Genomic DNA, 20,976 nt, shown 5'->3' on the forward strand with positions numbered 1-20,976 from the left:
CCTGTCAAAAGGCGACCGTGCAGCGGCCGGACTGAAATCCGGCGGCGACAAAGGTCGGGCGGTCGGCAAAACGCGGCATGGCGGCGGTCCTCATTGGCTGGCCGCCAGGCGGCGCAGCCAGGCCTGGTTGGCCATCTCGTCCTGGGTCTTCTGGTCGCGCCCGGCCTGCAGCCGGCCCACCAGGGCCTGCTGGCGCTCGCGCACCTTGCCCATCACCATGTGGTCCAGCGCCGCGCCCTGCAGCGCCTGCTGGGCCTGGGCCATCTGGGCCTCATGCAGCGCCAGGTCCTGGCGGTGGCGATCGGCCAGCTGCAGCACGGCCTGCTTGTAGTTGGCGCTGTTCAGCGACAGGGCCAGTGGCAGGTTGCCGCCCGCGCTGCTGTTCGCACTGGTGCCACCCTGGGCCAGCTGCTCCAGGCGCGCCAGGTTGGTCTGGAAGCGCTGCTGCGTCGCGCGGCGCGTTGCCAGGTCGGCCTCCAGCCGGTCGCGCTCGCGCTCGCGCAAATCGGCCAGCGTGTCGAGCTGCTTCAGGTGTCGTGCTTCACGGGTCATGCCATCAGCTCCATCAGTTGTTGTTCGACCGTGGCCATTGGCGCCGGCTCGTGCGTGCCCTGGTGCAGGAAGGCTTCCATCTGCGGGTAGCGCTGCACGGCCTGGTCGGTGGCGGGGTCGGCGCCGGGCACGTAGGCGCCCAGCGGCAGCAGCTCGCGCACCTGCGCGTGTCGGGCGACCATGGCCTTGAAGGCGCGTGCGGCTTGCTGCTGTTCACGCGGGGCGACCAGCGCGGCGCAGCGGCTGATGGACTGCGCAATGTCGATGGCCGGGTAGTGGCCACGCTCGGCCAGCTCGCGGCTCAGCACGATGTGGCCGTCGAGGATGGCGCGGGCGGTGTCCACCACAGGGTCCTGCTGGTCGTCGCCCTCGGCCAGCACGGTGTAGATCGCGCTCATGCTGCCTTGCGGGTGCTCGCCGTTGCCGGCGCTTTCGACCAGCTGCGGCAGCAGGCCGAAGACCGAAGGCGGGTAGCCGCGCGTGGCCGGCGGTTCGCCCAGCGCCAGCGCGACTTCGCGCCGTGCCATCGCATAACGTGTCAGCGAGTCGACCAGCAGCAGCACGTGCTGGCCCTGGTCGCGGAAATGCGCGGCCACCGAATGGCACAGCTCGGTGGCGCGCAGCCGCATCAGCGGCGATTCGTCGGCCGGCGCGCAGACGACGACCGAGCGCGCCAGCCCGGCCAGGCCCAGCGACAGGTCGATGAACTCGCGCACCTCGCGGCCACGCTCGCCAATCAGTCCGACCACGACCACGTCGGCCACGGTCTGGCGCGTGATCAGGCCCAGCAGCACGCTCTTGCCCACGCCGGAGCCGGCCATCAGGCCCACGCGCTGGCCGCGGCCGAGTGTCAGCAGCCCGTTGATGGCGCGCACGCCCACGTCCAGGCGCTCGTGCACAGGCTGCTTCTTCAGCGGGTTGACCTTGGGCGGGCGCGGGTCCAGCGTGTGTTCGCCGCCCAGCCGGCCCAGGCCGTCGATCGGCTCGCCCAGGCCGTTGACGATGCGGCCCAGCCAGCTCGAACCAATGCGCAGCAGGCCACGGTCCGGCACCGGCAGCACGCGGGCGCCGGTGGCCAGCCCGTCGGTGTGCTTGAAGGGCATCAGGTAGGAGATGTCGTTCTTGAAGCCGACCGCCTGCGCGTCGATCCACTGGCCGTCGCCCAGTTCGATCTGGCAGCGCTGGCCGGTGCGCAGCGGGCAGCCGGTGCTTTCCAGCAGCAGGCCGGAAGCGCCGACCAGGCGGCCGGTGGGCGTGGCCACCGGCACCTGGCCCAGCTCGAGGCGGCGCAAGGCTTCGGCGATCATGCGGCGGCCCTCAGCAAGTCGTCGTCGGCGTCAGGCAGCGAGTCTTCTTCGCTCGCGCCCAGCTGTTGTTCGATCTGTTCCATGCAGGCGGTCAGGCGCTGCTTGCAGCCTGCATCGGCTTCGCGGCCCGCCGCGCGCACGCGGCATTCGCCGGGCGCCAGCGCGGCGTCGGCGCGCAGCTGCAGGCGTTCGGCGCGGGCCGGGTCCAGCTCGCGGATCTGCGCCAGCTCTTCGGGGTTCAGGAAGACTTCGATGTCTTCGTCGCGGGCTGGCGGCAGCGTGGCAATGGTTTCGTCCACCAGCGCCAGCAGCTGCGTCGGCTGCAAGGCGAGTTCGCAGCGGATCACCTGGCGCGCCACCTTGGCCACCAGCTCCACCACTTCCTTGCGCTGGGCCGACTGGTATTCGGCGCGCTGGTTTTTCAGCGCGCTGAGCATGGCTTCCAGCGGCGTGGCCAGGGCTTCCAACAGCGCCTGGCCTTCGCGGCGGGCTTCGGCCGACGCCTGCTGGCGGCCCTGCTGCCGGCCTTCGCGCAGGCCTTGTTCCAGCGCCGCTTCGCGGCCGCTGGCCAGGCCCTCCTGGTAACCCTTGGCCAGGCCTTCCTGGAAGCCGGCAGCCACGGCCGCCTGCAGCTGGCCGGCGACCGGCGCGGCAGCGCCGGCCTCGGTCGTCGTGACCAGCGAACGCACCTGCGACAGGGGCGGGAAGCGATGGGGGCGGGCCTGTTCGAACATCACTCGACAACCGCTTCGGCGAACAGTTGCACTTCAATCTCGCCGGCATCCACCAGCGACTTGACCTCGGCCATGATCTGCTCGCGGGCCTGCAGCACGCGGCTCATCGGCACCGGGCCGCTGCGGCGCATCGCGTCCTCGAAGCCTTGCGCCTGGCGGCGCGGCATGGTTTGCAGCACCGCGTCGCGGATGGCCGGCTCGGCGCCCTTGAGCGCAAGCGCCCACTGGTCCATCGGCACCGCCTCGATCAGGCGCAGCAGCGTGGCTTCACTCTGGCGGCTGAGGATGAAGAAGTCGTACATGCTGACCTCGATCTCCGAGACCACCGCCGGGTCGTGCGCGCGCAGCAGTTCCACCATCTGCTGGCGGTCGCCGGGCAGGCGGTTGAGGATCTCGGCGGCCTGCTTGACGCCTTCGACGGTGGCGCTCTGCGAGCCCAGCGACTGCAGGCAGCGCTCGACCAGCTCGTCGAGTTCACGCAGCAGCTCCGGATCGATCTCGGTCAGGCGGGCGACGTTGATCAGCACCAGGTCGCGGCCTTCGACCGGCAAGGCCTCGATCACGCTGCCGGCCAGCGCGGCCGGCAGGAAGCTCAGGAAGACGGCCTGCATGCGCACGTGCTCGCGCACGATGCGGTCGGCCAGCCACTTCGGCGAGGCCCATTGCAGGCGCGCCACCTTGGGCCGGATCGCGTCGCCGTAGATGTTGTTCAGCACGCTGCTGGCGATTTCGCTGCCCAGCGCCAGGTCCAGCGAACGCTTGAGGTACTGGCGCGAGGCGCCGTGCAGGCCGCTCTGCTCGCGGTAGTCGTCGAAGAAGTGCTGCAGCGCGGTCTTCACCGAGTCGACCTTGATGCCGCTCATGCGCGACATCACCTGCGTGAGCTCCAGCAGCTCTTCGCGGCTGAGGCAGCGCAGCACCGCGGCTGCGGGCTCCTCGCCGATGCTGAGCATCACGATGGCGGCCTGTTCAACCGGGCTCAGCGAGATGCCTGCGGGCAGGGCGGACGCCAGGGCGTCCAGGGATTCATTGAGGCTGGGCATGCTTTTGCATCCATTGCTTGACGACTTCGGCCACGCGTTCCGGCTCTTTGCCGGCCAGCGACTTCAGGTGATCGACCAGCACGTCCACCGGTGAGCCCGGTGGCGGCAGGTCGTAGTTCTCCAGCAGCGGCACCACCGGGTTGGCGCGCTGCGCAGCCTCGGCTGGCGAGGCCAGCGTGGGGCCGGCGGCCATTGCGTCGGGCGCGGGCAGTGCGCCGGCGATGACGGTGGCGCCTTGCTGCACCGGTGCATTCGCCGGCAGCGGGGTCAACGGCGTCAGCTCGGGCTGCGGCGCCAGGCGCTGCTGGGCGGCGCGGGTCAGCGGGCGCAGCACCAGGAACAGCAGCAGCAGGCCGCCCACGGCCCAGCTGGCCCAGTGCGTGGCGTCCAGCACCGTGTCGCGCTCCTGCCACCAGGGCTGGGCGGCAGGCAGGGCCGGGAAGGCCAGCGCCGAGACGGTCAGCGTGTCGCCCCGCTCGGCATTGATGCCCAGGCCGCTGCGCAGGATGCGCTCGACATTGGCCAGCTCTTCCTTGCTCCAGCCGGCCTTGGCGCCGCCGGGCGCGGCCGCACTGTTGAGCACCACCGCCACGTTCATGCGCGACAGCCGGCCGCGGCTGCGCTGGATCTGCGTGATGCTGCGGTCGTAGGCGAACTGGCGGCTGGTGGCGTTCTTGGTCGCCGTGCTGGCCTCGCCGCCGGCGGGTGCCGACGCGGCGCTGGGCAAGGCCACCGGCCGGTTGCTCAGCGAGCCCGGCACACCCAGCGCCATCGCGTCCCGGTCCTTCTCCTCGCGCATGGCTTCGGAGGTGACCTTGGGCGCGGCGCCGTACTGCTCGCGGGTCTCGCTGATCTTGTCGTTGTCCACCTCGGCGGTGACGCTGAGCTTGTAGTTGTCGCTGCCCAGCACCGGCGCCAGCAGGTCGTTGACATTGCGCCGCACGTCGTCCTGGAAGCGGTTGGCCGCCTCGCCGCCCTGGCCGGCATCAAAGCCTTCGCTCAGGTCCACATGGGCAGACAGCAGGTTGCCGGCCTGGTCCACCACGCTGACGCGCTGCGGGTCCAGGCTGGCCAGGCTGCCGGCCACCAGGCTGATGGTCGCCGCGATCTGCTCGCGGGCCATGTGGCGGCCGGGCTTCAACTGCAGCACCACCGAGGCCGAGCTCTTCTCGCCGTCGTTCATCACGAAGGAGGTGGACTTGGCGACCGACAGGTGCACGCGCGCCGACTCGACCGGGTCCAGCGTCATGATGCTTTGCGCCAGCTCGCCTTCGAGGCCACGCCGGAAACGCATGTCCTGCACGAACTGGCTCACGCCCAGCGGGTCGTTGCGGTCCATCAGCTCCAGGCCGGCCGGCAGGCGGGCGGTCACGCCCTTGGCGGCCAGCAGCATGCGCACCTGGCCCAGCTTGTCTTCGGGCACCAGCACCTGGCCGCTGTCCGGGTGCAGGCGGTAGGGGATGTGCTCGGCGTCCAGCACCGCAACCATGTCGCCAGCCGACACCTTCTCGCGCTGGCCGAAGACCGGCTTGTAGCCGGCCTGGTCGCGCCACAGCAGCATCAGCACCAGCGCGGTCACGCCGGCGGTCAGCAGCACCAGCGGCAGCAGGCCGCGCGTCAGGGCGGCGAGCGGGAGCCCGCCGCCCAGGCGGCTGCGCAGGCGGGCGAACAGGGGAGGGAAGCCGGTCAGTGCGCTCATGTCCGGCTCACAGCGGCAGCTTGATGATTTCGTCGACCGCGCCCATCACCTTGTTGCGCACCTGCATGAGCATGGAGAACGACAGGCTGGCCTCCTGGCTGGCGACCATCGCGCCCACCAGGTCGTCGGACTGGCCGCTCTCGACCGCCTCGATGCGTTGGCGCGCCTGCTGCTCCTGGCCGTCCACGCCGTGCGCGGCGTCCAGCATCGCGTGCAGGAAGGAATCGCCCTGCGAAGATTCACCCGAGGCCTGCGCCGGGAGAATCGGCGAGGTCGTTTGCAGGGTATCCAGCTGGGTCTTGATCTGACTCAGGTCGGCCTGCATTGAAACCAGCATGTTGACGGTCATGAAACTGTCTTGGTATGGAATGTCGGCCCGAGGTTTTCAACCATCCAGGCAAAGCTCCGCCAAACTCGATCATCAATATCGAATGATGAAATCTGCGGAACGGAAATTGCGCGGCGCGCCTGTCTTGAAAAGATCAGGCAGGCAGGGTGCGAAGTGTTTGATTGGTTCCCAACATGACGTGTTTCTTATGTTTGATGCAGTGCATCATCCCTCAGGATTTCGGTCTGCTCAAAGCAAAGTGAAGGGTGGAAACACGGCGCTTTTCCGTGCGGTACGTCACACGACCGACACGCTTCGACCCTCGGCCTGACAGACGCGCAAGCGCTGCGGCCGCAGCCCGTCTGTCGGGGTGCGGCACTGCTGAAGTGAGCGGCGGTAGGGGTCATGGCGCGTCCTTTCCTGAGGTGACTCGGCACAGTGCTGCCGATGCGGTCGAACTCAGGTCACCCGGTATGCACGCGGGGACGCGCGCCGCCATCACACGGATGACGACAGACAAACCTGCGTGGCTGCCCCAGGAGGCGGCCACGCATGGCGTGAGCCAGGCACGAGGGCATCGCGCTTGCGCGCTGGCCCTCTGCCGGTTTGGCGGCCCCGCTATCGTGGCCCCTGGCGAAGAACGCCAGGAACGACAGACCGGAAGCTTTGCGACCCCGGCTTTCGCTCGGGTGTGCCCTAAGTTGTTGCTTCCATTCTGCAGGTGCATCACATCTGGAAACAAGGGCATGCTGCACTGCACCGAACTGTTCCGTGATGTGTTTCACAGCAAGGCCTGCAAATCTCGTGGTCGAGGTGAATGGATCGCTCACCAGCCTGTGTTATCTCGATGCACCAATCGAGGGACGTCTGTCGCATATCTGACAGAGTCAGTTAACTGCCACCCCCAGATGGGAAACTATTCACAAAGGGGCTGGATGGGTGCTCGGCGAGTATGGAATGCGCTGGCCGTGAAATAGCAGGCGAAAACCCTGCTTGTCGTCGGCGTGGTTTGGCGGTCTGCCTCTAATATGCCTGGCAACGAGATGTCGGCCACAAGCCGGCAGGTCGCAGCGAGTTTCTCGCGCGGCGCCATCGATCTTCTTCATTGCCACAGCCGCCATGCCCTTGAACGCCATTCCGCCCGTGTCCGAGCCTGCCCGTGTTGCCACGCATGCGGTGCTGGACCCCCGCTCGCTGGGCCGGCCTGTGCACCGCCTGGCCAGCTTCGCCCTGCTGCTTGAAGACGCGCTGAACAGCCTCTGGGCCGAGCCGCTGAACCGCCGCTACCAGGCGCACTGGCATGTCGGTGGCCTGGCCTTCTCGCGCGGCGATGCGCCGGCCTCGCCAGGCCGCTGGCTGGCCTTCCGCGGTGCCGCCGGTGCCTGGGGCTGGCGGCTGGCACGCGAGGTGGCGCTGGGGCTGCTGGCCTACCGCTACGGGCTGCCGCAGCAGGCTGCGGCCGACGCTGCAAATCCTGCTGCGCCCACGCGCGAGCCCGGGCCGGTGACGGCTTCCGAAGAGCGCCTGGTGCAGCAGCTCGGCCAGCAGGTGCTGGCGCTGCTGGTGCAGTGCCTGGACCGGCCGGCCGGCACCGCGCCGCTGCAGCCTGCAGCACTGGCGGACATTGAATGCCTGGGTGTCGTGCAGCCGGACCTGCGCCACTGGCGCCTGCGCGGCGAACTGCAGGACAGCCGCAGCGGCGCCACCGGCGCGCTGGAGATCACGCTGGACGACGCCTGCATGGACCGGCTGTTCAAGACCCTGGAGCCGGCGCGCACGGAGCGCGTGCGCAGCCGGGGGGACGCAGCGAACGCTGCCCGTCCCTTCCCGCACCGACTGGGCCTGGCCATGACGGCGCGGCTGCTGCAGAAGGAGCTGTCGCTGGGCACGCTGCTGGACCTGAAGGTTGGCGATGTGCTGCCGGTGCGCCTGGGTGCCACCGATGTGCTGATTGACGACGCCCGGCTGTTCACCGCGACGGTGGCCGAACGCCAGGGCAAGTTGTGCCTGACCACTTTTGAAGATGCGGAGTGACGCGATGAACATGAACGAGAACCTCGACCTGGACCAGTTGCTGGCCGACATGCCCGAATCCCTGGGCCTGGACGCGGAAGCCACGTCGGCAGCGCCGGTGGCCAAGCCCAAGCGCGATCTGTCGCAGATGATGCGGCGCATCCCGATCACGCTGACCCTGGAGGTCGGCAGCGCGCGGGTCACGCTGCAGGAGCTGGCCGAGCTGGGTGCGGAGTCGGTCATCGAGCTGGACGTGCTGGCCGGCGAGCCGCTGGTCATCAAGGCCAATGGCACGCCGGTCGGCCGTGCCGAGGTCGTGGTCTCCGGCGAGAACTACGGGCTCAAGGTCGTGGAGCTGAGCGCGCTGGACCTGGACGGTTTGCGCGGATGAACCGCTTAGGCCGAGTCTCCCTGCTGCTGGGCGGCCTGGCGCTGGCCGCGTCGGCCCAGGCGGCGCCGGAGCTGAACCTGCTGGACGTGGTCGCGCCCGGCAAGGCCGCGGGCGGCGGCGGCGCGATGTCGGTGAAGATGCAGGTCTTCGTCGTCATGACCCTGCTCGGGCTGCTGCCCGCGCTGTTCCTGATGATGACCAGCTTCACGCGCTTCGTGATCGTGCTGTCGCTGCTGCGCCAGGCGCTGGGGCTGCAGCAAGGCCTGCCGAATCGCATCGTCACCGGCGTCGCGCTGATCCTCACGCTGCTGGTGATGCGCCCGATCGGCGAGCAGATCTGGACCCAGGCCTTCATGCCGTTCGACCAGGACAAGATCGGCCTGGAGCAGGCGCTGCAGGTGGCCTCGGTGCCGCTGTCGCGTTTCATGCTGGCGCAGACCAGCAAGGCCGCGCTGCAGCAGGTGGCGGGCCTGGCGGGCGAGCCCAAGGTGGCCAAGCCCGAGGACCATGCCTTCACCGTCAAGCTCGCGGCCTTTGTGCTGAGCGAGCTGAAGACGGCCTTCCAGATCGGCTGCCTGTTGTTCATCCCCTTCCTGGTGATCGACCTGGTGGTGTCCTCGGTGCTGATGGCGATGGGCATGATGATGCTGTCGCCACTGGTCATCTCCTTGCCGCTCAAGCTGCTGCTGTTCGTGCTGGTGGACGGCTGGACCTTGACGGTGCAGACGCTGATCAGCAGCGTGCATCCGGTTTGAAAAAGGTGCCCGAATGCTGACGCCTGAAATCGCCTCGGACCTGATCGCCGAATGCCTGCGGCTGGTGATGCTGCTGGTCACGCTGCTGGTGCTGCCTGGCCTGATCATGGGCCTGCTGGTCAGCCTGTTCCAGGCCGCCACGCAGATCAACGAACAGACGCTGAGCTTCCTGCCGCGCCTGATGGTCACGCTGGTGACCGTGGGCGTGATGGGCCGCTGGATGGTGGTCACGCTGATGGACTACTGCGTGTCGATCTTCCACCGCGCGGCCACGCTGGTCGGCTGACGAGATCGCCGCGGCAACCATGGAAGCCTTGCTGCTCAAGCTGCCGGCGCTGGTCACGGCCTTGTGGTGGCCGTTCTGCCGCTGCCTGGCATTGCTGAGCGCCGCGCCGGTGCTGGGCGAGGCCATGCTGCCGGTGACCATCCGCGTGCTGCTGGCGCTGGCGCTGGCGCTGGCGGTGATCCTGATGCCCGTGGCCGCGCACAACGCCGTGGCCATCGATCCGTTTTCGCTGCACGGCCTGGCCGCCACCTTCGAGCAGGCGGTGATCGGCGTGGCCATCGGCCTGGCGCTGCAGCTGAGCATGGCGGCCATCCAGACGGCAGGCTTCGTGCTGTCCTCGCAGATGGGCCTGTCGATGGCGGTGATGAACGACCCGCTGAACGGCAGCTCGTCGGATGCCGTCTCCAACCTGCTGTTCATCCTCTGCACGCTGGTGTTCTTCTCGGTCGACGGGCACCTGGTGATCACCGGCATTGTTGGCGCCAGTTTCCAGGCCTGGCCGGTGGGTGGCGGGTTTGCCAACCTCTCGTTCGACACGCTGGCGCTGAACGTCGCGTGGATCTTCTCGGCCGCGATGCTGCTGGCGCTGCCCATGGTCTTCTCCAGCCTGGTGGTGCAGATCGGCTTCGGCTTCCTGAACCGCGTGGCGCCTTCGCTGAACCTGTACGCGCTGGGCTTTTCGGTAGTCACGCTGTTTGGCGTGATGATGCTGGTGCTGCTCGCGCCCACCTTCCCGGCCCACTACCTGCAAATGAGCGAGCGCGTGCTGGACATGCTGCAGCACGGCCTGAACAGCGCGGGGGCCGGCCGTGGCTGAGAGCAGTGGCGACAAGACCGAACAGGCCTCGCAGCAAAAGCTGCGCAAGGTGCGCGAGCAGGGCCAGGTGGTGCGCTCGCGCGACGTGGCCACCGCCATCGGCCTGGTGCTGAGCCTGAAGCTGGTGGTACTGCTCACGCCAGGCTGGCTGGCCGACTTCCGCAGCCTGTTCGGCCTGGTCATCTCGCCGCTGGACGGCGACGGTGCGCTTGAGAACCTCTGCACGCTGATCTTCCCGGCGGTGATCGGCCTGCTGCTGAAGATGCTGGCGCCGCTGGCCGTCATCCCGCTGGCCATCGTGCTGGGCTCGCTGTGGCCGGGCGGCTGGGTCATGAGCGGCGCCAACCTGGCGCCGAAGTTCGAGCGGCTGAACCCCTTGAGCAACCTGGCGCGCATGGTCTCGGGCAAGCACTACAGCGACTTCGGCATGTCCCTGCTGAAGGCCTGCCTGCTGATTGCCGTGCTGCTGCACGTGGTGCGCACCAGCATGGCCCAGCACCTGCGGCTGCAGGCCTTGCCGCTGGGCGAGGCGGTGGCCGAAGGCGCCGGCCTGATGCTGGACGGCATCTTCACGATGAGCATGATCTTCGTGCTGTTCGCGGTGCTGGACATGCCGCTGCAGCGCTTCCTGTTCATGCGCCAGCAGCGCATGAGCAAGCAGGACCAGAAGGAAGAGCACAAGAGCAACGAAGGCCGGCCGGAGGTGCGCCAGCGCATCCGCCAGCTGCAGATGGCGCTGTCGCGCCGCAGCGCGCGCAAGACCGTGCCCGAGGCCGACGTGGTCATCGTCAACCCCGAGCACTACGCCGTGGCGCTGAAGTACGACGAGCGCCGCGCCCAGGCGCCCTATGTGGTGGCCAAGGGCGTGGACGAGATGGCGCTCTACATCCGCCAGATCGCGCGCGAGCACAAGGTGGAAGTGCTGGAGCTGCCGCCGCTGGCACGTGCCATCTACAACACCAGCCAGGTGCAGCAGCAGATCCCCGCCGCGCTCTACAAGGCCGTGGCCCTGGTGCTGAACCACCTGATGCAGCTGCAGGCCTTCCACAACGGCAAACGGCCGATGGCGCCGGTGCTGCCCACCGAACTGCCGGTGCCGGCCCAATTGGCCGACCCCGTCACCACCGAATCCCCTGAACCAGCCCCCTCCCGATGAACACCCTGACTCGCCTGATCACCGAACTGCGCCGCCAGAAGATCGCGACGCCGATGTTCGTGCTGGCCGTGCTGGCCATGATCGTGCTGCCGCTGCCGCCGCTGCTGCTGGACGTGCTGTTCACCTTCAACATCGTGCTGGCGATGGTGGTGGTGCTGGTCAGCGTGGGTGCCAAGCGGCCGCTGGACTTCTCGGTTTTCCCCACCGTGATCCTGGCGACCACGCTGATGCGGCTGACGCTGAACGTGGCCTCCACGCGCGTGGTGCTGCTGCACGGCCACGAAGGCACGCACGCGGCCGGCCAGGTCATCGAGGCCTTTGGCAACGTGGTGATCGGCGGCAACATCGTCGTCGGCCTGGTGGTCTTCGTGATCCTGATGATCATCAACTTCGTGGTGGTCACCAAGGGCGCGGAGCGCATCTCCGAAGTCTCGGCGCGCTTCACGCTGGACGCGCTGCCCGGCAAGCAGATGGCGATCGACGCCGACCTGAACGCCGGCCTGATCAACCAGGAAAAAGCCCAGGCGCGGCGCCGCGACGTGGGCATGGAAGCCGACTTCTACGGCGCGATGGACGGCGCCTCGAAGTTCGTGCGCGGCGACGCGGTGGCCGGCATCCTGATCCTGGTCATCAACATGATCGGCGGCGTGGCCATCGGCTCGCTGATGCACGACCTGTCGTTCGCCGAGTCCTTCCGCCAGTACGCGCTGCTGACCATCGGCGACGGCCTGGTGGCGCAGATCCCGGCACTGCTGCTGTCCTCGGCCGCGGCCATCATCGTCACCCGCATCAGCGATTCGGGCGACTTCGAAGAGCAGGTCGGCGAGCAGCTGCTGGCCTCGCCCGGCGTGCTGTTCAGCGCGGCCGGCATGATGGCCTTGCTGGCTAGCATCCCGGGCATGCCCTGGCACACCTTCCTGGCTTTTGCCGCGCTGCTGGGCTACGCCGGCTGGCGCATGAGCCAGCGCAAGAAGGCGCCGGCCGAGCCGTCGACCGAACTGGCGCTGCAGTCCGCGCTGGTGATGGAGCGCCCGCCCGAGCTGGACTGGCGCAGCCTGCCGGTGGTGGAGCCGCTGACGCTGACCGTGGGCTACAAATTGGTCGGCTTGATCGACCAGGCGCACGGCGCACCGCTGACCCAGCGCGTCAAGGGCCTGCGCCAGACGCTCAGCGAGCAGATGGGCCTGCTGCTGCCGGCCATCGGCGTGCGCGACGACCTGGCGCTGAAGCCTTCGCAGTACGCGGTGTTGCTCAATGGCACGGTGCTGGCCACCGGCGACGTGCAGGCCGAACGCTTGATGGCCATTCCGTCACCGCAGACCTATGGCGAGGTCGATGGCATCCCGGGTGTCGAGCCTGCGTACCGCATGCCGGTGGTCTGGATTGCGCCGGCCGACAAGGCCCATGCGCTGGGCCTGGGCTACCAGGTGGTGGACGTGCCCAGTGCGATTGCCACGCACCTGTCCAAGCTGGTGCGCGAGCGACTGCCTGAGCTGATCCGCCATGACGACGTGGCGGCGCTGCAGGAGCGGCTGGCCGCGCAGGCGCCCAAGCTGGCCGCCGCGCTGGAGAAGGCGCTGAACCACAGCCAGTTGCTGAAGGTCTTCCGTGTGCTGCTGGCCGAAAGCGTGTCGCTGAAGGACATCGTGCCGGTGGCCACCACGCTGCTGGAACATGCCGAGGCCACCAAGGACCCGCTGATGCTGGCGGCCGAGGTGCGCTGCACGCTGCGGCGGCAGATCGTGCAGGCCTTGTGCGGCCCGTCCGCCGAGATGAAGGCCTTCAACCTCAGCGGTGAGCTGGAGAACATGCTGCTGGGCGCGCTGAACCAGGCGCGCCAGGGCGGGGCCAAGGTCGCGCTGGACAACTTCCCGGTCGACCCGCAGCTGCTCTCGCAGCTGCAGATCAACATGCCTTCGGTGCGCGAGCAGATGAAGCAGCAGGCGGCCACGCCGGTGCTGCTGGTGATGCCGCAGATCCGACCGCTGCTGGCCCGCTATGCGCGGCTCTTTGCGCCGGGGCTGCATGTGCTGTCGTACAACGAGATGCCCGAGCAGCGGGACGTCAGCATCGTCGGCTCCTTGGGCTGAGCTGCAGGCGGCTGCCGCGCCGCCGAGGCGGGCTGCACGACACCGCTGGCCTGCCACAGGCACAGCACCAGCTCGGTTGCCGCGCGAAACAGCAGCGGCGGCAGCCGTTCGGCCTGCAGCAGCCGAGGCGCGGGCGACCACGGGCGCAGGCCCGGTCCATTCAGGTCGAGCTGGCAGTGTTGCAGCGCGAGGTCCAGGCGGGCCAGCGCTGAAGCCATGGCCGGCAGGCAACGGCGCAGCGTGGCCAAGGCCTGCGCCTGGCCGGCGGCCATGCGCAGCGCCAGGCCGGTGCCGCCGCGGGTGAATTGCAGCTGCAGCACGACCAGGCCCAGGCCAGGCAGCGTGAGCAGCAGGCGCAGCGCCAGGGCTCGCATCAGCGGGGCGTGGCCTGAGCCAGGCTCGTTGTCGTGCGGCGGTGGCGAGGTGATCAACAGGTCGGGCTCCACCAGCAGCAGGCCCAGGCGCTGGGCGCCTTCGGTCAGCTCGAACTGCCAGCGCGCCGCATCGGCGAGGGTGGGCAGGGGCGTGTCCGCAGCGGGGCTGGGCAACGGAGGCGGTGGCGGTTCCCCGTCGAGCGGCAGCAGCGACCAGGGCCAGCGGCCGGTCGCCGCCGCCTGGCGCCCGGGGCTGCGGCGGTCCGGCGGCGTGTCCACGCCGGCCAGCGCACGCTGGCGCCAGCGCAGGGCCAGGCGGGTGGCTTCGTCGCTGAAGGCATGCTGCAGTCGCAGCGCCTGCGCGTCAGGCCGCAGCGTTTCGGCGGCGGTGCCGCGTTCGGGGGAGGGGGCTTCGGCGGGCACCGCGGCCGGCAGCGGCGATGCCGCGTGGGCCGGGTCCAGCGACCCCAGGCTGAGCATGAGCTGCGGCGCGGTGCCGACGACGGTCCAGGCCAGCGGCGTGCCGGCCGGCAGATTCGCCAGCTCGGCCGGCAGCCGGCCCAGCTGCAGCGGCCGGCCGTCCTGCGCGAGCAACTGGCGCTCGCCACCGGGCGCGCCGGCCAGGCGCAGCCACAGCACGTCGCCCGGCCGCGGCCCCTGGCCGATCCAGGGGCCGGCCGGCAGCGCCGCGCGCAGCATGGGCACCGGGCCGACACGGGGGGTGACCAGCATGGCGGGCGCTCCGGTGCGTGGGGTGGCGCGGGGTCAGGCTTATTGCATCAGCGACAGGACCATCTGCGACATCGAGCCCGATTGCTTGAGCATCGAGGTGCCAGCCTGCAGCAGCATCTGCTTGGCGGTCATGTTGGACGTTTCGGTGGCGTAGTCCACGTCCATGATGCGACCCTTGGCAGCCGTGGTGTTGGTGCTCATGTTTGCCAGGTTGTTGTAGACGTGGTCCAGCCGGTTGGACGCAGCACCGAGGGCCGAGCGCACCGTGCCCACGTCCTTCAACGCGGTGTCCAGCTTGGTGATGGTGGCGTTGGCGGTGGCCGTCAGTTCGGTGCCAGTGCCGGCCGCCGTGTAGTTGCTCGAAGCAGCGGTCAGCGAGGCTTCCAGCGTGGTGCCGAGCGCGGTGGACACGTCGACCGACATGGTTTCGCTGGCGCTGGCACCGATCTGGAACTTCACCGCGGCGGTCGCCAGCGTGCCACCCTTGAGCAGCTTCGCGCCAGCGAAGGTGGTGTTGCTCATGATGTTGCCGAGTTCCTGGCCCAGCGCGTCGTATTCGGACTGCATGGCCGTCTTGTCGTCGGTCGACGAGGTGCCGTTGGACGCCTCGGTCGCCAGGTCCTTCATGCGCTGCAGGATGTCGGTGGCTTCGCTGAACGCGCCTTCGGCCGTCTGCATCATCGAGATGCCGTTCTGCGTGTTGCGCTGGGCCACGGCCATGCCGCGGGTCTGGGCGTTCAGGCGGGTGGCGATCTGCAGGCCCGCGGCATCGTCCATCGCGGAGTTGACGCGGTAGCCGGTGCCCAGGCGGGTCATCGAGGTGGTGAGGGCCTTCTGGCTGTTGGCCAGGGCGCTTTGCGTCGACAGGGCGGCGGCGTTGGTATTGAGGCTGAGCATGGGGAACTCCTGGCTGGGTTGGAAAGTCGGGGCCTCGTGTCGACGCCCTCACCCCTGATAGGCGACCGGTGGTGCTCGGCGCTTAAAGCAGGGCATGAAAAAAGCCACCCGGAGGTGGCTTGCTTGTGACATGGGCCGAGGCTTACTGCATCAGCGACAGCACCATCTGCGACATCGAGCCCGATTGCTTGAGCATCGAGGTGCCGGCCTGCAGCAGCATCTGCTTGGCAGTCATGTTGGACGTTTCCGTCGCGTAGTCCACGTCCATGATGCGGCCCTTGGCAGCGGTGGTGTTGGTGCTCATGTTGGCCAGGTTGTTGTAGACATGGTCCAGCCGGTTGGACGCGGCGCCCAGTGCCGAGCGCACGGTGCCAACTTCCTTCAGTGCAGTGTCCAGCAGCGTGATCGACGCGGCAGAGCCGATTTCGGTGCCGGCCGTCCAGCCCGAGGCCTTGTAGTTGTTGGCGCTGGCGGCTTTCAGCGCGGCGTCCAGCGTGCCGCCAGTCTTCAGGCTGGCCGACACGTCCACCTTCATGGTTTCGCTGGCGCTGGCACCGATCTGGAAGGTCACGCCGGTGGTGGCGGCCAACGAGCCGGTCGCGGCGTCCAGCAGCTTGGCGCCGCCGAAGGTGGTGTTGGCGGTGATGTTGTAGAGCTCCTGGCCCAGCGCGTCGTATTCGGACTGCATGGCGGCCTTGTCGTCGGTCGACGCGGTGCCGTTCGCGCCTTCGGTCGTCAGGTCCTTCATGCGCTGCAGGATGTCGGTGACTTCGCTGAACGCGCCTTCTGCCGTCTGCATCATCGAGATGCCGTTCTGCGTGTTGCGCTGGGCGACGGCCATGCCACGCGTTTGCGCGTTCAGGCGGGTGGCGATCTGCAGGCCGGCGGCGTCGTCCATCGCGGAGTTGACGCGGTAGCCGGTGCCCAGGCGGGTCATGGAGGTGGTCAAGGCCTTCTGGCTGTTGGCCAGGGCGCTTTGCGTGGACAGGGCGGCGGCGTTGGTATTGAGGCTGAGCATGGGGAACTCCTGGGCTGGTGGGGAAGGGTGGGCTTCGTCTCGATGCCCTTAACCAGTCAAGGCGACAGGCAGCGAACCGCACTTAAACGCCGGAATGAAAAAAAGCCACCCGGAGGTGGCTTGGTGATGGATGGGCCGGTGCTTACTGCATCAGCGACAGCACCATCTGCGACATCGAGCCCGATTGCTTGAGCATCGAAGTGCCGGCCTGCAGCAGCATCTGCTTGGCAGTCATGTTGGACGTTTCCGTGGCGTAGTCCACGTCCATGATGCGGCCCTTGGCAGCCGTGGTGTTGGTGCTCATGTTGGCCAGGTTGTTGTAGACGTGGTCCAGGCGGTTGGAGGACGCGCCGAGGGCCGAGCGCACCGTGCCGACGTCCTTCAGTGCGTTGTCCAGCAAGGTGATGGTCGCCGCGGCACCGATCTCGGTGCCCACCGTGGCCGCGGTGGCCGTGGTCTTGTAGGCGGCGCTGGCCAGGCCCAGCGTGCCGCCGTCGTTCGTCAGCCCGGCGACCGATGCCGAGACGTTGGTCGTCATCGTTTCGCTGGCGCTGGCGCCGATCTGGAAGGTCACGCCGCCGGTCTTGCCCAGCGTGCTGGTGCCGCCGGTCACGGCCGCGGCGTTGGTGCCGGTGGCGAACAGGGACTGGCCGCCGAAGCTGGTGTTGTCCATGACGTTCTTCAGCTCGCGGCCCAGCGCGTCGTATTCCGACTGCATGGCGGTCTTGTCGTCGGTCGAAGCCGTGCCGTTGGCACCTTCGGTGGCCAGGTCCTTCATGCGCTGCAGGATGTCCGTCACTTCGCTGAAGGCGCCTTCTGCCGTCTGCATCAGCGAAATGCCGTTTTGCGTGTTGCGCTGGGCGACCGCCATGCCGCGAGTCTGGGCGTTCAGGCGGGTGGCGATCTGCAGGCCCGCTGCGTCGTCCATCGCGGAATTGACGCGATAGCCCGTGCCCAGGCGGGTCATCGAGGTGGTGAGGGCCTTCTGGCTGTTGGCCAGGGCGCTTTGCGTCGACAGGGCGGCGGCGTTGGTATTGAGGCTGAGCATGGGGAACTCCTGGCTGGGTTGGAAAGTCGGGGCCTCGTGTCGACGCCCTCAACCCGGATAGGCGACGAGGTTTCGATCGGGCTTAAACCCGGGAATGAAAAAAGCCACCCGAAGGTGGCTTGGCGGCTGACAAAGCGGAGGCTTACTGCATCAGCGACAGCACCATCTGCGACATCGAGCCCGATTGCTTGAGCATCGAAGTGCCGGCCTGCAGCAGCATCTGCTTGGCAGTCATGTTGGACGTTTCCGTTGCGTAGTCCACGTCCATGATGCGACCCTTGGCGGCGGTCGTGTTGGTGCTCATGTTGGACAGGTTGTTGTACACATGGTCCAGACGGTTGGACGCTGCACCCAGGGTGGAGCGCACCGCGCCGACGGATTTCAGCGCCGTGGTCAGCTTGTCGATCGTGCCATTGGCATTGGCGGCATTGATTTCACCGGTGCCGGTGGCGTGCGCCGTGGCGGCCGCGTAGTTGGCGGTGGCTGCGGTGATGTCCGTCACTGCCGTGGCCAGATCGGTGCTGGCATTGACGGTCATGGTTTCGGCGGCCGAGGCCCCGATCTGGAAGGTCACCGCTGCGGCCATCGTGCCGCCGACCAGCAGCTTGGCGCCGCCGAAGGTGGTGTTCTTCATGATGTTGCCGATTTCCTGGCCCAGCGCGTCGTACTCCGACTGCATGGCATCCTGGTCGTCAACCGACGAGGTGCCGTTGGACGCCTCGGTCGCCAGGTCCTTCATGCGCTGCAGGATGTCGGTGACTTCGCTGAATGCGCCTTCTGCCGTCTGCATCATCGAGATGCCGTTTTGGGTGTTCTTTTGCGCCACGGCCATGCCGCGGGTCTGGGCGTTCAGGCGGGTGGCGATCTGCAGGCCGGCGGCATCGTCCATCGCGGAATTCACGCGATAGCCGGTGCCCAGACGGGTCATCGAGGTGGTCAGGGCTTTCTGGCTGTTGGCCAGGGCGCTTTGCGTCGACAGGGCGGCGGCGTTGGTATTGAGGCTGAGCACGGGGAACTCCTGGCTGGGTTGGAAAGTCGGGGCCTCGTGTCGACGCCCTCACCCCTGATAGGCGACCGGTGGCGCTCGGCGCTTAAAGCAGGGCATGAAAAAAGCCACCCGGAGGTGGCTTGCTCATGGGAGGGGCCGAGGCTTATTGCATCAGCGACAGGACCATCTGCGACATCGAGCCCGATTGCTTGAGCATCGAGGTGCCGGCCTGCAGCAGCATCTGCTTGGCGGTCATGTTGGACGTTTCGGTGGCGTAGTCCACGTCCATGATGCGGCCCTTGGCGGCGGTCGTGTTGGTGCTCATGTTGGCCAGGTTGTTGTAGACGTGATCCAGCCGGTTGGACGCGGCACCGAGGGCCGAGCGCACCTTGCCTACGTCCTTCAGCACCGTGTCCAGCTTGGTGATGGCGGCATTGGCGCCACCGGCGGCGGTGAGTTCGGTGCCGGTGCTGCCAGCTGCCGCGTAGTTGGCGGTGGCGGCCAGCAGGTCGGTGCCCAGCGTGGTCATGTCGGTCGAGACGTTCACCGCCATGGTTTCGCTGGCGCTGGCGCCGATCTGGAAGGTCACGCCACCGGCGCCCAGCGTGCCACCGGCCAGCAGCTTGGCGCCGCCGAAGGTGGTGTTGTTCATCACGTTGTAAAGCTCCTGGCCCAGCGCGTCGTATTCGGACTGCATGGCGGTCTTGTCGTCGGCAGACGAGGTGCCGTTGGCTGCTTCGGTGGCCAGGTCCTTCATGCGCTGCAGCATGTCGGTGACCTCGCTGAATGCGCCTTCGGCCGTCTGCATCATCGAGATGCCGTTTTGCGTGTTGCGCTGGGCCACGGCCATGCCGCGGGTTTGCGCGTTCAGGCGGGTGGCGATCTGAAGGCCGGCGGCGTCGTCCATCGCGGAATTGACGCGGTTGCCGGTGCCCAGGCGGGTCATCGAGGTGGTCAGGGCCTTCTGGCTGTTGGCCAGGGCGCTTTGCGTCGACAGGGCGGCGGCATTGGTGTTCAGGCTGAGCATGGGGAACTCCTTGGCTGGGTTGGAAGTCAGGGCCGCCTTGCGACGCCCTCACCGTGACTAGGCGTCGGTGCTGGCGCGGCCCTTAAGCCAGCCGGTCGAAAATCCCTGGGCAAACCCCGCGAACCGAGGGGCCGGCAGCGCGCGAGCGCGGATAATCGCGCCATGCGTTTGCGATTCACCAAGATGCACGGCGCCGGCAACGACTTCGTCGTGCTGGACGCGACCCAGGCGCCGCTGGCGCTGAGCCGCGATCAGCTGCGCCTGCTGGGCGACCGGCGCTTTGGCGTCGGTGCGGACCAGATCCTGGTCGTCGAGGCCGCGGACCGGCCCGGCGTGGACTTCCGCTACCGCATCTTCAATGGCGCGAGTGGCGACGAGGTCGAGCAGTGCGGCAATGGCTCGCGCTGCTTCGTGCGCTACGTGCGCGACCATGGCTTGAGCGAGCGCGACACCATCCGCGTGGCCACCGTCAACAATGAGCTGGAGTTGCGCCTGCAGGCCGATGGCCGTGTCACGGTGGACATGAACCAGCCCGTCTTCGAGCCGGCCCGCCTGCCGTTCGACCCTTCGGGTCTGGTGCCGCGCATGGTCAACGGCTTCGAGCTGTGGCCGCTGGACCTGGGTGATGGCGACGCAGGGGGCGACACCGCCGAAGTGGCCGTCGTCTCCATGGGCAACCCGCACGCCGTGCTGCGCGTGCCCGAGGTGGACGCCGCACCGGTGGCCAGCTGGGGCCCGCGCATCGAGGTCCACGCGCGCTTCGCCCGGAAGGTCAACGCCGGCTTCCTGCAGGTGGTGAGCCGCAGCGAAGTGAAGCTGCGCGTCTTCGAGCGCGACGCGGGCGAGACCCTGGCCTGCGGCACGGGGGCCTGCGCGGCGGTCGTCGCCGGCATTCGCCTGGGCTGGCTGGACAGCAAGGTGGACGTGCACACCCGTGGCGGCGTGCTGACGATTGAATGGAACGGCCCCGGGCATTCGGTCTTGATGACCGGCCCCGCGGTGACCGTGTTTGAAGGAGAGATCGAACTGTGACCACCCCGCTGCAAGGCATCACCGAAGACGACATCGCCAACTACCTGGTCAACACGCCCGGTTTCTTCGAGCGCCATGCCGAACTGCTGTCCACCGTGCAGCTGACCAGCCCGCACGGGCTGCGCGCCGTTTCGCTGCAGGAGCGGCAGATGGAAATGCTGCGCGAGCGCATCAAGGGGCTGGAGCGCAAGATCATCGAGATGATCCGCGCCGGGCAGGACAACGTGGTAATCGCCGAGCGCATGCACCGCTGGACCTGCGCGCTGATGCTGGCGCGCAGTGCCTCGCTGCTGGGCCAGGTGCTGATCGAGGAGCTGAAGCACGAGTTCCTGATCCCGCAGGCCGCTGTGCGGGTCTGGGGCGTCTCGGCCGGCCACGGCCACCTGCCGTGGGCGCAGGCCGTGAGCGACGACATCAAGACCTTCGCGTCCAGCCTGACCCAGCCCTACTGCGGCCTGAACGCCCAGTTCGAGGCCACCAGCTGGCTGGGCGACCCGACGCCGGCGCAGTCCGTCGCGCTGGTGCCGCTGCGCCTGGGCAAGTCCGCTGGCGAATGCTTCGGCCTGCTGGTGCTGGGCTCGCCGGACGCGCTGCGCTACCAGAGCGACATGGGCACCGAGTTCCTGGTCCAGGTCGGCGACATTGCCAGCGCCGCGCTGGGCCGGCTGCTGGTGGGCGAATAAGCGCCG

General features: G+C 68.2%; 21 protein-coding genes and 1 riboswitch. Of the genes, 9 read left to right on the top strand and 12 right to left on the bottom strand.

Annotated features, from left to right (window positions below; genetic code table 11):
* Window positions 1–90 precede the first annotated feature (90 nt).
* The 6 genes from fliJ to fliE are packed head-to-tail and all read right to left on the bottom strand — an operon-like array spanning window position 91 to window position 5,684.
* Complete coding sequence (gene fliJ, locus LRH25_RS02025; RefSeq protein WP_141290623.1) at window positions 91–552, bottom strand: flagellar export protein FliJ; 462 nt, start codon at window positions 550–552, stop codon at window positions 91–93.
* On the bottom strand, window positions 549–1,859 hold the full coding sequence (gene fliI / locus LRH25_RS02030) for a flagellar protein export ATPase FliI (RefSeq protein WP_231010083.1): 1,311 nt from the start codon (window positions 1,857–1,859) through the stop codon (window positions 549–551). The genes fliJ and fliI overlap by 4 nt, the downstream gene beginning before the upstream one ends.
* Window positions 1,856–2,593 (bottom strand): flagellar assembly protein FliH, encoded by a 738-nt coding sequence (gene fliH, locus LRH25_RS02035; RefSeq protein WP_231010084.1) that lies wholly within the window; start codon window positions 2,591–2,593, stop codon window positions 1,856–1,858. The genes fliI and fliH overlap by 4 nt, the downstream gene beginning before the upstream one ends.
* On the bottom strand, window positions 2,593–3,636 hold the full coding sequence (locus LRH25_RS02040; RefSeq protein ID WP_259373850.1) for a flagellar motor switch protein FliG: 1,044 nt from the start codon (window positions 3,634–3,636) through the stop codon (window positions 2,593–2,595). Before LRH25_RS02040 ends, fliH begins: the two co-directional genes overlap by 1 nt.
* Window positions 3,620–5,335: a flagellar basal-body MS-ring/collar protein FliF gene (fliF, locus tag LRH25_RS02045; RefSeq protein ID WP_231010085.1), complete on the bottom strand. Its 1,716-nt coding sequence runs from the start codon at window positions 5,333–5,335 to the stop codon at window positions 3,620–3,622. The genes LRH25_RS02040 and fliF overlap by 17 nt, the downstream gene beginning before the upstream one ends.
* Window positions 5,336–5,342: 7 nt before the next feature.
* Entirely contained in the window at window positions 5,343–5,684 is a 342-nt protein-coding gene (gene fliE, locus LRH25_RS02050) for a flagellar hook-basal body complex protein FliE (protein ID WP_211361658.1), read from the bottom strand.
* Window positions 5,685–6,268: 584 nt separating this feature from the next.
* A riboswitch (cyclic di-GMP riboswitch) is annotated at window positions 6,269–6,369 on the bottom strand.
* Between the two features lie 413 nt (window positions 6,370–6,782).
* On the opposite strand from fliE, the gene LRH25_RS02055 reads away from it, so the two are divergent.
* The 7 genes from LRH25_RS02055 to LRH25_RS02085 are packed head-to-tail and all read left to right on the top strand — an operon-like array spanning window position 6,783 to window position 13,171.
* Complete coding sequence (locus tag LRH25_RS02055; RefSeq protein WP_231010086.1) at window positions 6,783–7,697, top strand: FliM/FliN family flagellar motor switch protein; 915 nt, start codon at window positions 6,783–6,785, stop codon at window positions 7,695–7,697.
* A gap of 4 nt (window positions 7,698–7,701) precedes the next feature.
* Complete coding sequence (locus LRH25_RS02060) at window positions 7,702–8,067, top strand: FliM/FliN family flagellar motor switch protein (protein ID WP_141289237.1); 366 nt, start codon at window positions 7,702–7,704, stop codon at window positions 8,065–8,067.
* On the top strand, window positions 8,064–8,822 hold the full coding sequence (gene fliP, locus LRH25_RS02065; RefSeq protein WP_141289235.1) for a flagellar type III secretion system pore protein FliP: 759 nt from the start codon (window positions 8,064–8,066) through the stop codon (window positions 8,820–8,822). The genes LRH25_RS02060 and fliP overlap by 4 nt, the downstream gene beginning before the upstream one ends.
* Window positions 8,823–8,835: 13 nt before the next feature.
* Window positions 8,836–9,108, top strand: coding sequence for a flagellar biosynthetic protein FliQ (locus tag LRH25_RS02070; RefSeq protein WP_141289233.1), 273 nt, complete (start codon window positions 8,836–8,838; stop codon window positions 9,106–9,108).
* Between the two features lie 19 nt (window positions 9,109–9,127).
* Complete coding sequence (gene fliR, locus LRH25_RS02075; protein ID WP_141289231.1) at window positions 9,128–9,925, top strand: flagellar biosynthetic protein FliR; 798 nt, start codon at window positions 9,128–9,130, stop codon at window positions 9,923–9,925.
* Entirely contained in the window at window positions 9,918–11,081 is a 1,164-nt protein-coding gene (locus tag LRH25_RS02080; protein ID WP_141289229.1) for an EscU/YscU/HrcU family type III secretion system export apparatus switch protein, read from the top strand. The genes fliR and LRH25_RS02080 overlap by 8 nt, the downstream gene beginning before the upstream one ends.
* Window positions 11,078–13,171, top strand: coding sequence for a flagellar biosynthesis protein FlhA (locus LRH25_RS02085; RefSeq protein ID WP_141289227.1), 2,094 nt, complete (start codon window positions 11,078–11,080; stop codon window positions 13,169–13,171). Before LRH25_RS02080 ends, LRH25_RS02085 begins: the two co-directional genes overlap by 4 nt.
* Here LRH25_RS02085 and LRH25_RS02090 read toward each other — a convergent pair.
* The 6 genes from LRH25_RS02090 to LRH25_RS02115 form a co-directional block, all read right to left on the bottom strand.
* Entirely contained in the window at window positions 13,078–14,277 is a 1,200-nt protein-coding gene (locus LRH25_RS02090; RefSeq protein ID WP_231010087.1) for a hypothetical protein, read from the bottom strand. The two genes, LRH25_RS02085 and LRH25_RS02090, sit on opposite strands and share 94 nt — an antisense overlap.
* Before the next feature lie 39 nt (window positions 14,278–14,316).
* A complete protein-coding gene (locus LRH25_RS02095) occupies window positions 14,317–15,174 on the bottom strand; it encodes a flagellin N-terminal helical domain-containing protein (RefSeq protein WP_231010088.1) in 858 nt (285 codons plus the stop codon).
* 142 nt (window positions 15,175–15,316) lie between these two features.
* On the bottom strand, window positions 15,317–16,192 hold the full coding sequence (locus tag LRH25_RS02100) for a flagellin N-terminal helical domain-containing protein (RefSeq protein ID WP_141289260.1): 876 nt from the start codon (window positions 16,190–16,192) through the stop codon (window positions 15,317–15,319).
* A 142-nt stretch (window positions 16,193–16,334) separates the two neighbouring features.
* Window positions 16,335–17,240: a flagellin N-terminal helical domain-containing protein gene (locus tag LRH25_RS02105; protein ID WP_141289261.1), complete on the bottom strand. Its 906-nt coding sequence runs from the start codon at window positions 17,238–17,240 to the stop codon at window positions 16,335–16,337.
* A 142-nt stretch (window positions 17,241–17,382) separates the two neighbouring features.
* A complete protein-coding gene (locus LRH25_RS02110; protein ID WP_141289262.1) occupies window positions 17,383–18,249 on the bottom strand; it encodes a flagellin N-terminal helical domain-containing protein in 867 nt (288 codons plus the stop codon).
* A gap of 142 nt (window positions 18,250–18,391) precedes the next feature.
* A complete protein-coding gene (locus tag LRH25_RS02115) occupies window positions 18,392–19,255 on the bottom strand; it encodes a flagellin N-terminal helical domain-containing protein (protein ID WP_141289263.1) in 864 nt (287 codons plus the stop codon).
* A gap of 162 nt (window positions 19,256–19,417) precedes the next feature.
* Between LRH25_RS02115 and dapF the strand changes: the two genes are divergently transcribed.
* Both dapF and LRH25_RS02125 read left to right on the top strand, forming a co-directional pair.
* On the top strand, window positions 19,418–20,287 hold the full coding sequence (dapF, locus tag LRH25_RS02120) for a diaminopimelate epimerase (protein ID WP_141289264.1): 870 nt from the start codon (window positions 19,418–19,420) through the stop codon (window positions 20,285–20,287).
* Window positions 20,284–20,970: a DUF484 family protein gene (locus tag LRH25_RS02125; protein ID WP_141289265.1), complete on the top strand. Its 687-nt coding sequence runs from the start codon at window positions 20,284–20,286 to the stop codon at window positions 20,968–20,970. The genes dapF and LRH25_RS02125 overlap by 4 nt, the downstream gene beginning before the upstream one ends.
* The last annotated feature ends 6 nt before the right edge of the window (window positions 20,971–20,976 follow it).

It is taken from the genome of Ideonella azotifigens (assembly GCF_021043325.1).
Lineage (GTDB): Bacteria > Pseudomonadota > Gammaproteobacteria > Burkholderiales > Burkholderiaceae_C > Ideonella > Ideonella azotifigens.

Coding starts and splice junctions, on each gene's coding strand:
- fliJ (WP_141290623.1), bottom strand. CDS start 552: ATGACCCGTGAAGCACGACACCTGAAGCAGCTCGACACGCTGGCCGAT.
- fliI (WP_231010083.1), bottom strand. CDS start 1,859: ATGATCGCCGAAGCCTTGCGCCGCCTCGAGCTGGGCCAGGTGCCGGTG.
- fliH (WP_231010084.1), bottom strand. CDS start 2,593: ATGTTCGAACAGGCCCGCCCCCATCGCTTCCCGCCCCTGTCGCAGGTG.
- LRH25_RS02040 (WP_259373850.1), bottom strand. CDS start 3,636: ATGCCCAGCCTCAATGAATCCCTGGACGCCCTGGCGTCCGCCCTGCCC.
- fliF (WP_231010085.1), bottom strand. CDS start 5,335: ATGAGCGCACTGACCGGCTTCCCTCCCCTGTTCGCCCGCCTGCGCAGC.
- fliE (WP_211361658.1), bottom strand. CDS start 5,684: ATGACCGTCAACATGCTGGTTTCAATGCAGGCCGACCTGAGTCAGATC.
- LRH25_RS02055 (WP_231010086.1), top strand. CDS start 6,783: ATGCCCTTGAACGCCATTCCGCCCGTGTCCGAGCCTGCCCGTGTTGCC.
- LRH25_RS02060 (WP_141289237.1), top strand. CDS start 7,702: ATGAACATGAACGAGAACCTCGACCTGGACCAGTTGCTGGCCGACATG.
- fliP (WP_141289235.1), top strand. CDS start 8,064: ATGAACCGCTTAGGCCGAGTCTCCCTGCTGCTGGGCGGCCTGGCGCTG.
- LRH25_RS02070 (WP_141289233.1), top strand. CDS start 8,836: ATGCTGACGCCTGAAATCGCCTCGGACCTGATCGCCGAATGCCTGCGG.
- fliR (WP_141289231.1), top strand. CDS start 9,128: ATGGAAGCCTTGCTGCTCAAGCTGCCGGCGCTGGTCACGGCCTTGTGG.
- LRH25_RS02085 (WP_141289227.1), top strand. CDS start 11,078: ATGAACACCCTGACTCGCCTGATCACCGAACTGCGCCGCCAGAAGATC.
- LRH25_RS02090 (WP_231010087.1), bottom strand. CDS start 14,277: ATGCTGGTCACCCCCCGTGTCGGCCCGGTGCCCATGCTGCGCGCGGCG.
- LRH25_RS02095 (WP_231010088.1), bottom strand. CDS start 15,174: ATGCTCAGCCTCAATACCAACGCCGCCGCCCTGTCGACGCAAAGCGCC.
- LRH25_RS02100 (WP_141289260.1), bottom strand. CDS start 16,192: ATGCTCAGCCTCAATACCAACGCCGCCGCCCTGTCCACGCAAAGCGCC.
- LRH25_RS02105 (WP_141289261.1), bottom strand. CDS start 17,240: ATGCTCAGCCTCAATACCAACGCCGCCGCCCTGTCGACGCAAAGCGCC.
- LRH25_RS02115 (WP_141289263.1), bottom strand. CDS start 19,255: ATGCTCAGCCTGAACACCAATGCCGCCGCCCTGTCGACGCAAAGCGCC.
- dapF (WP_141289264.1), top strand. CDS start 19,418: ATGCGTTTGCGATTCACCAAGATGCACGGCGCCGGCAACGACTTCGTC.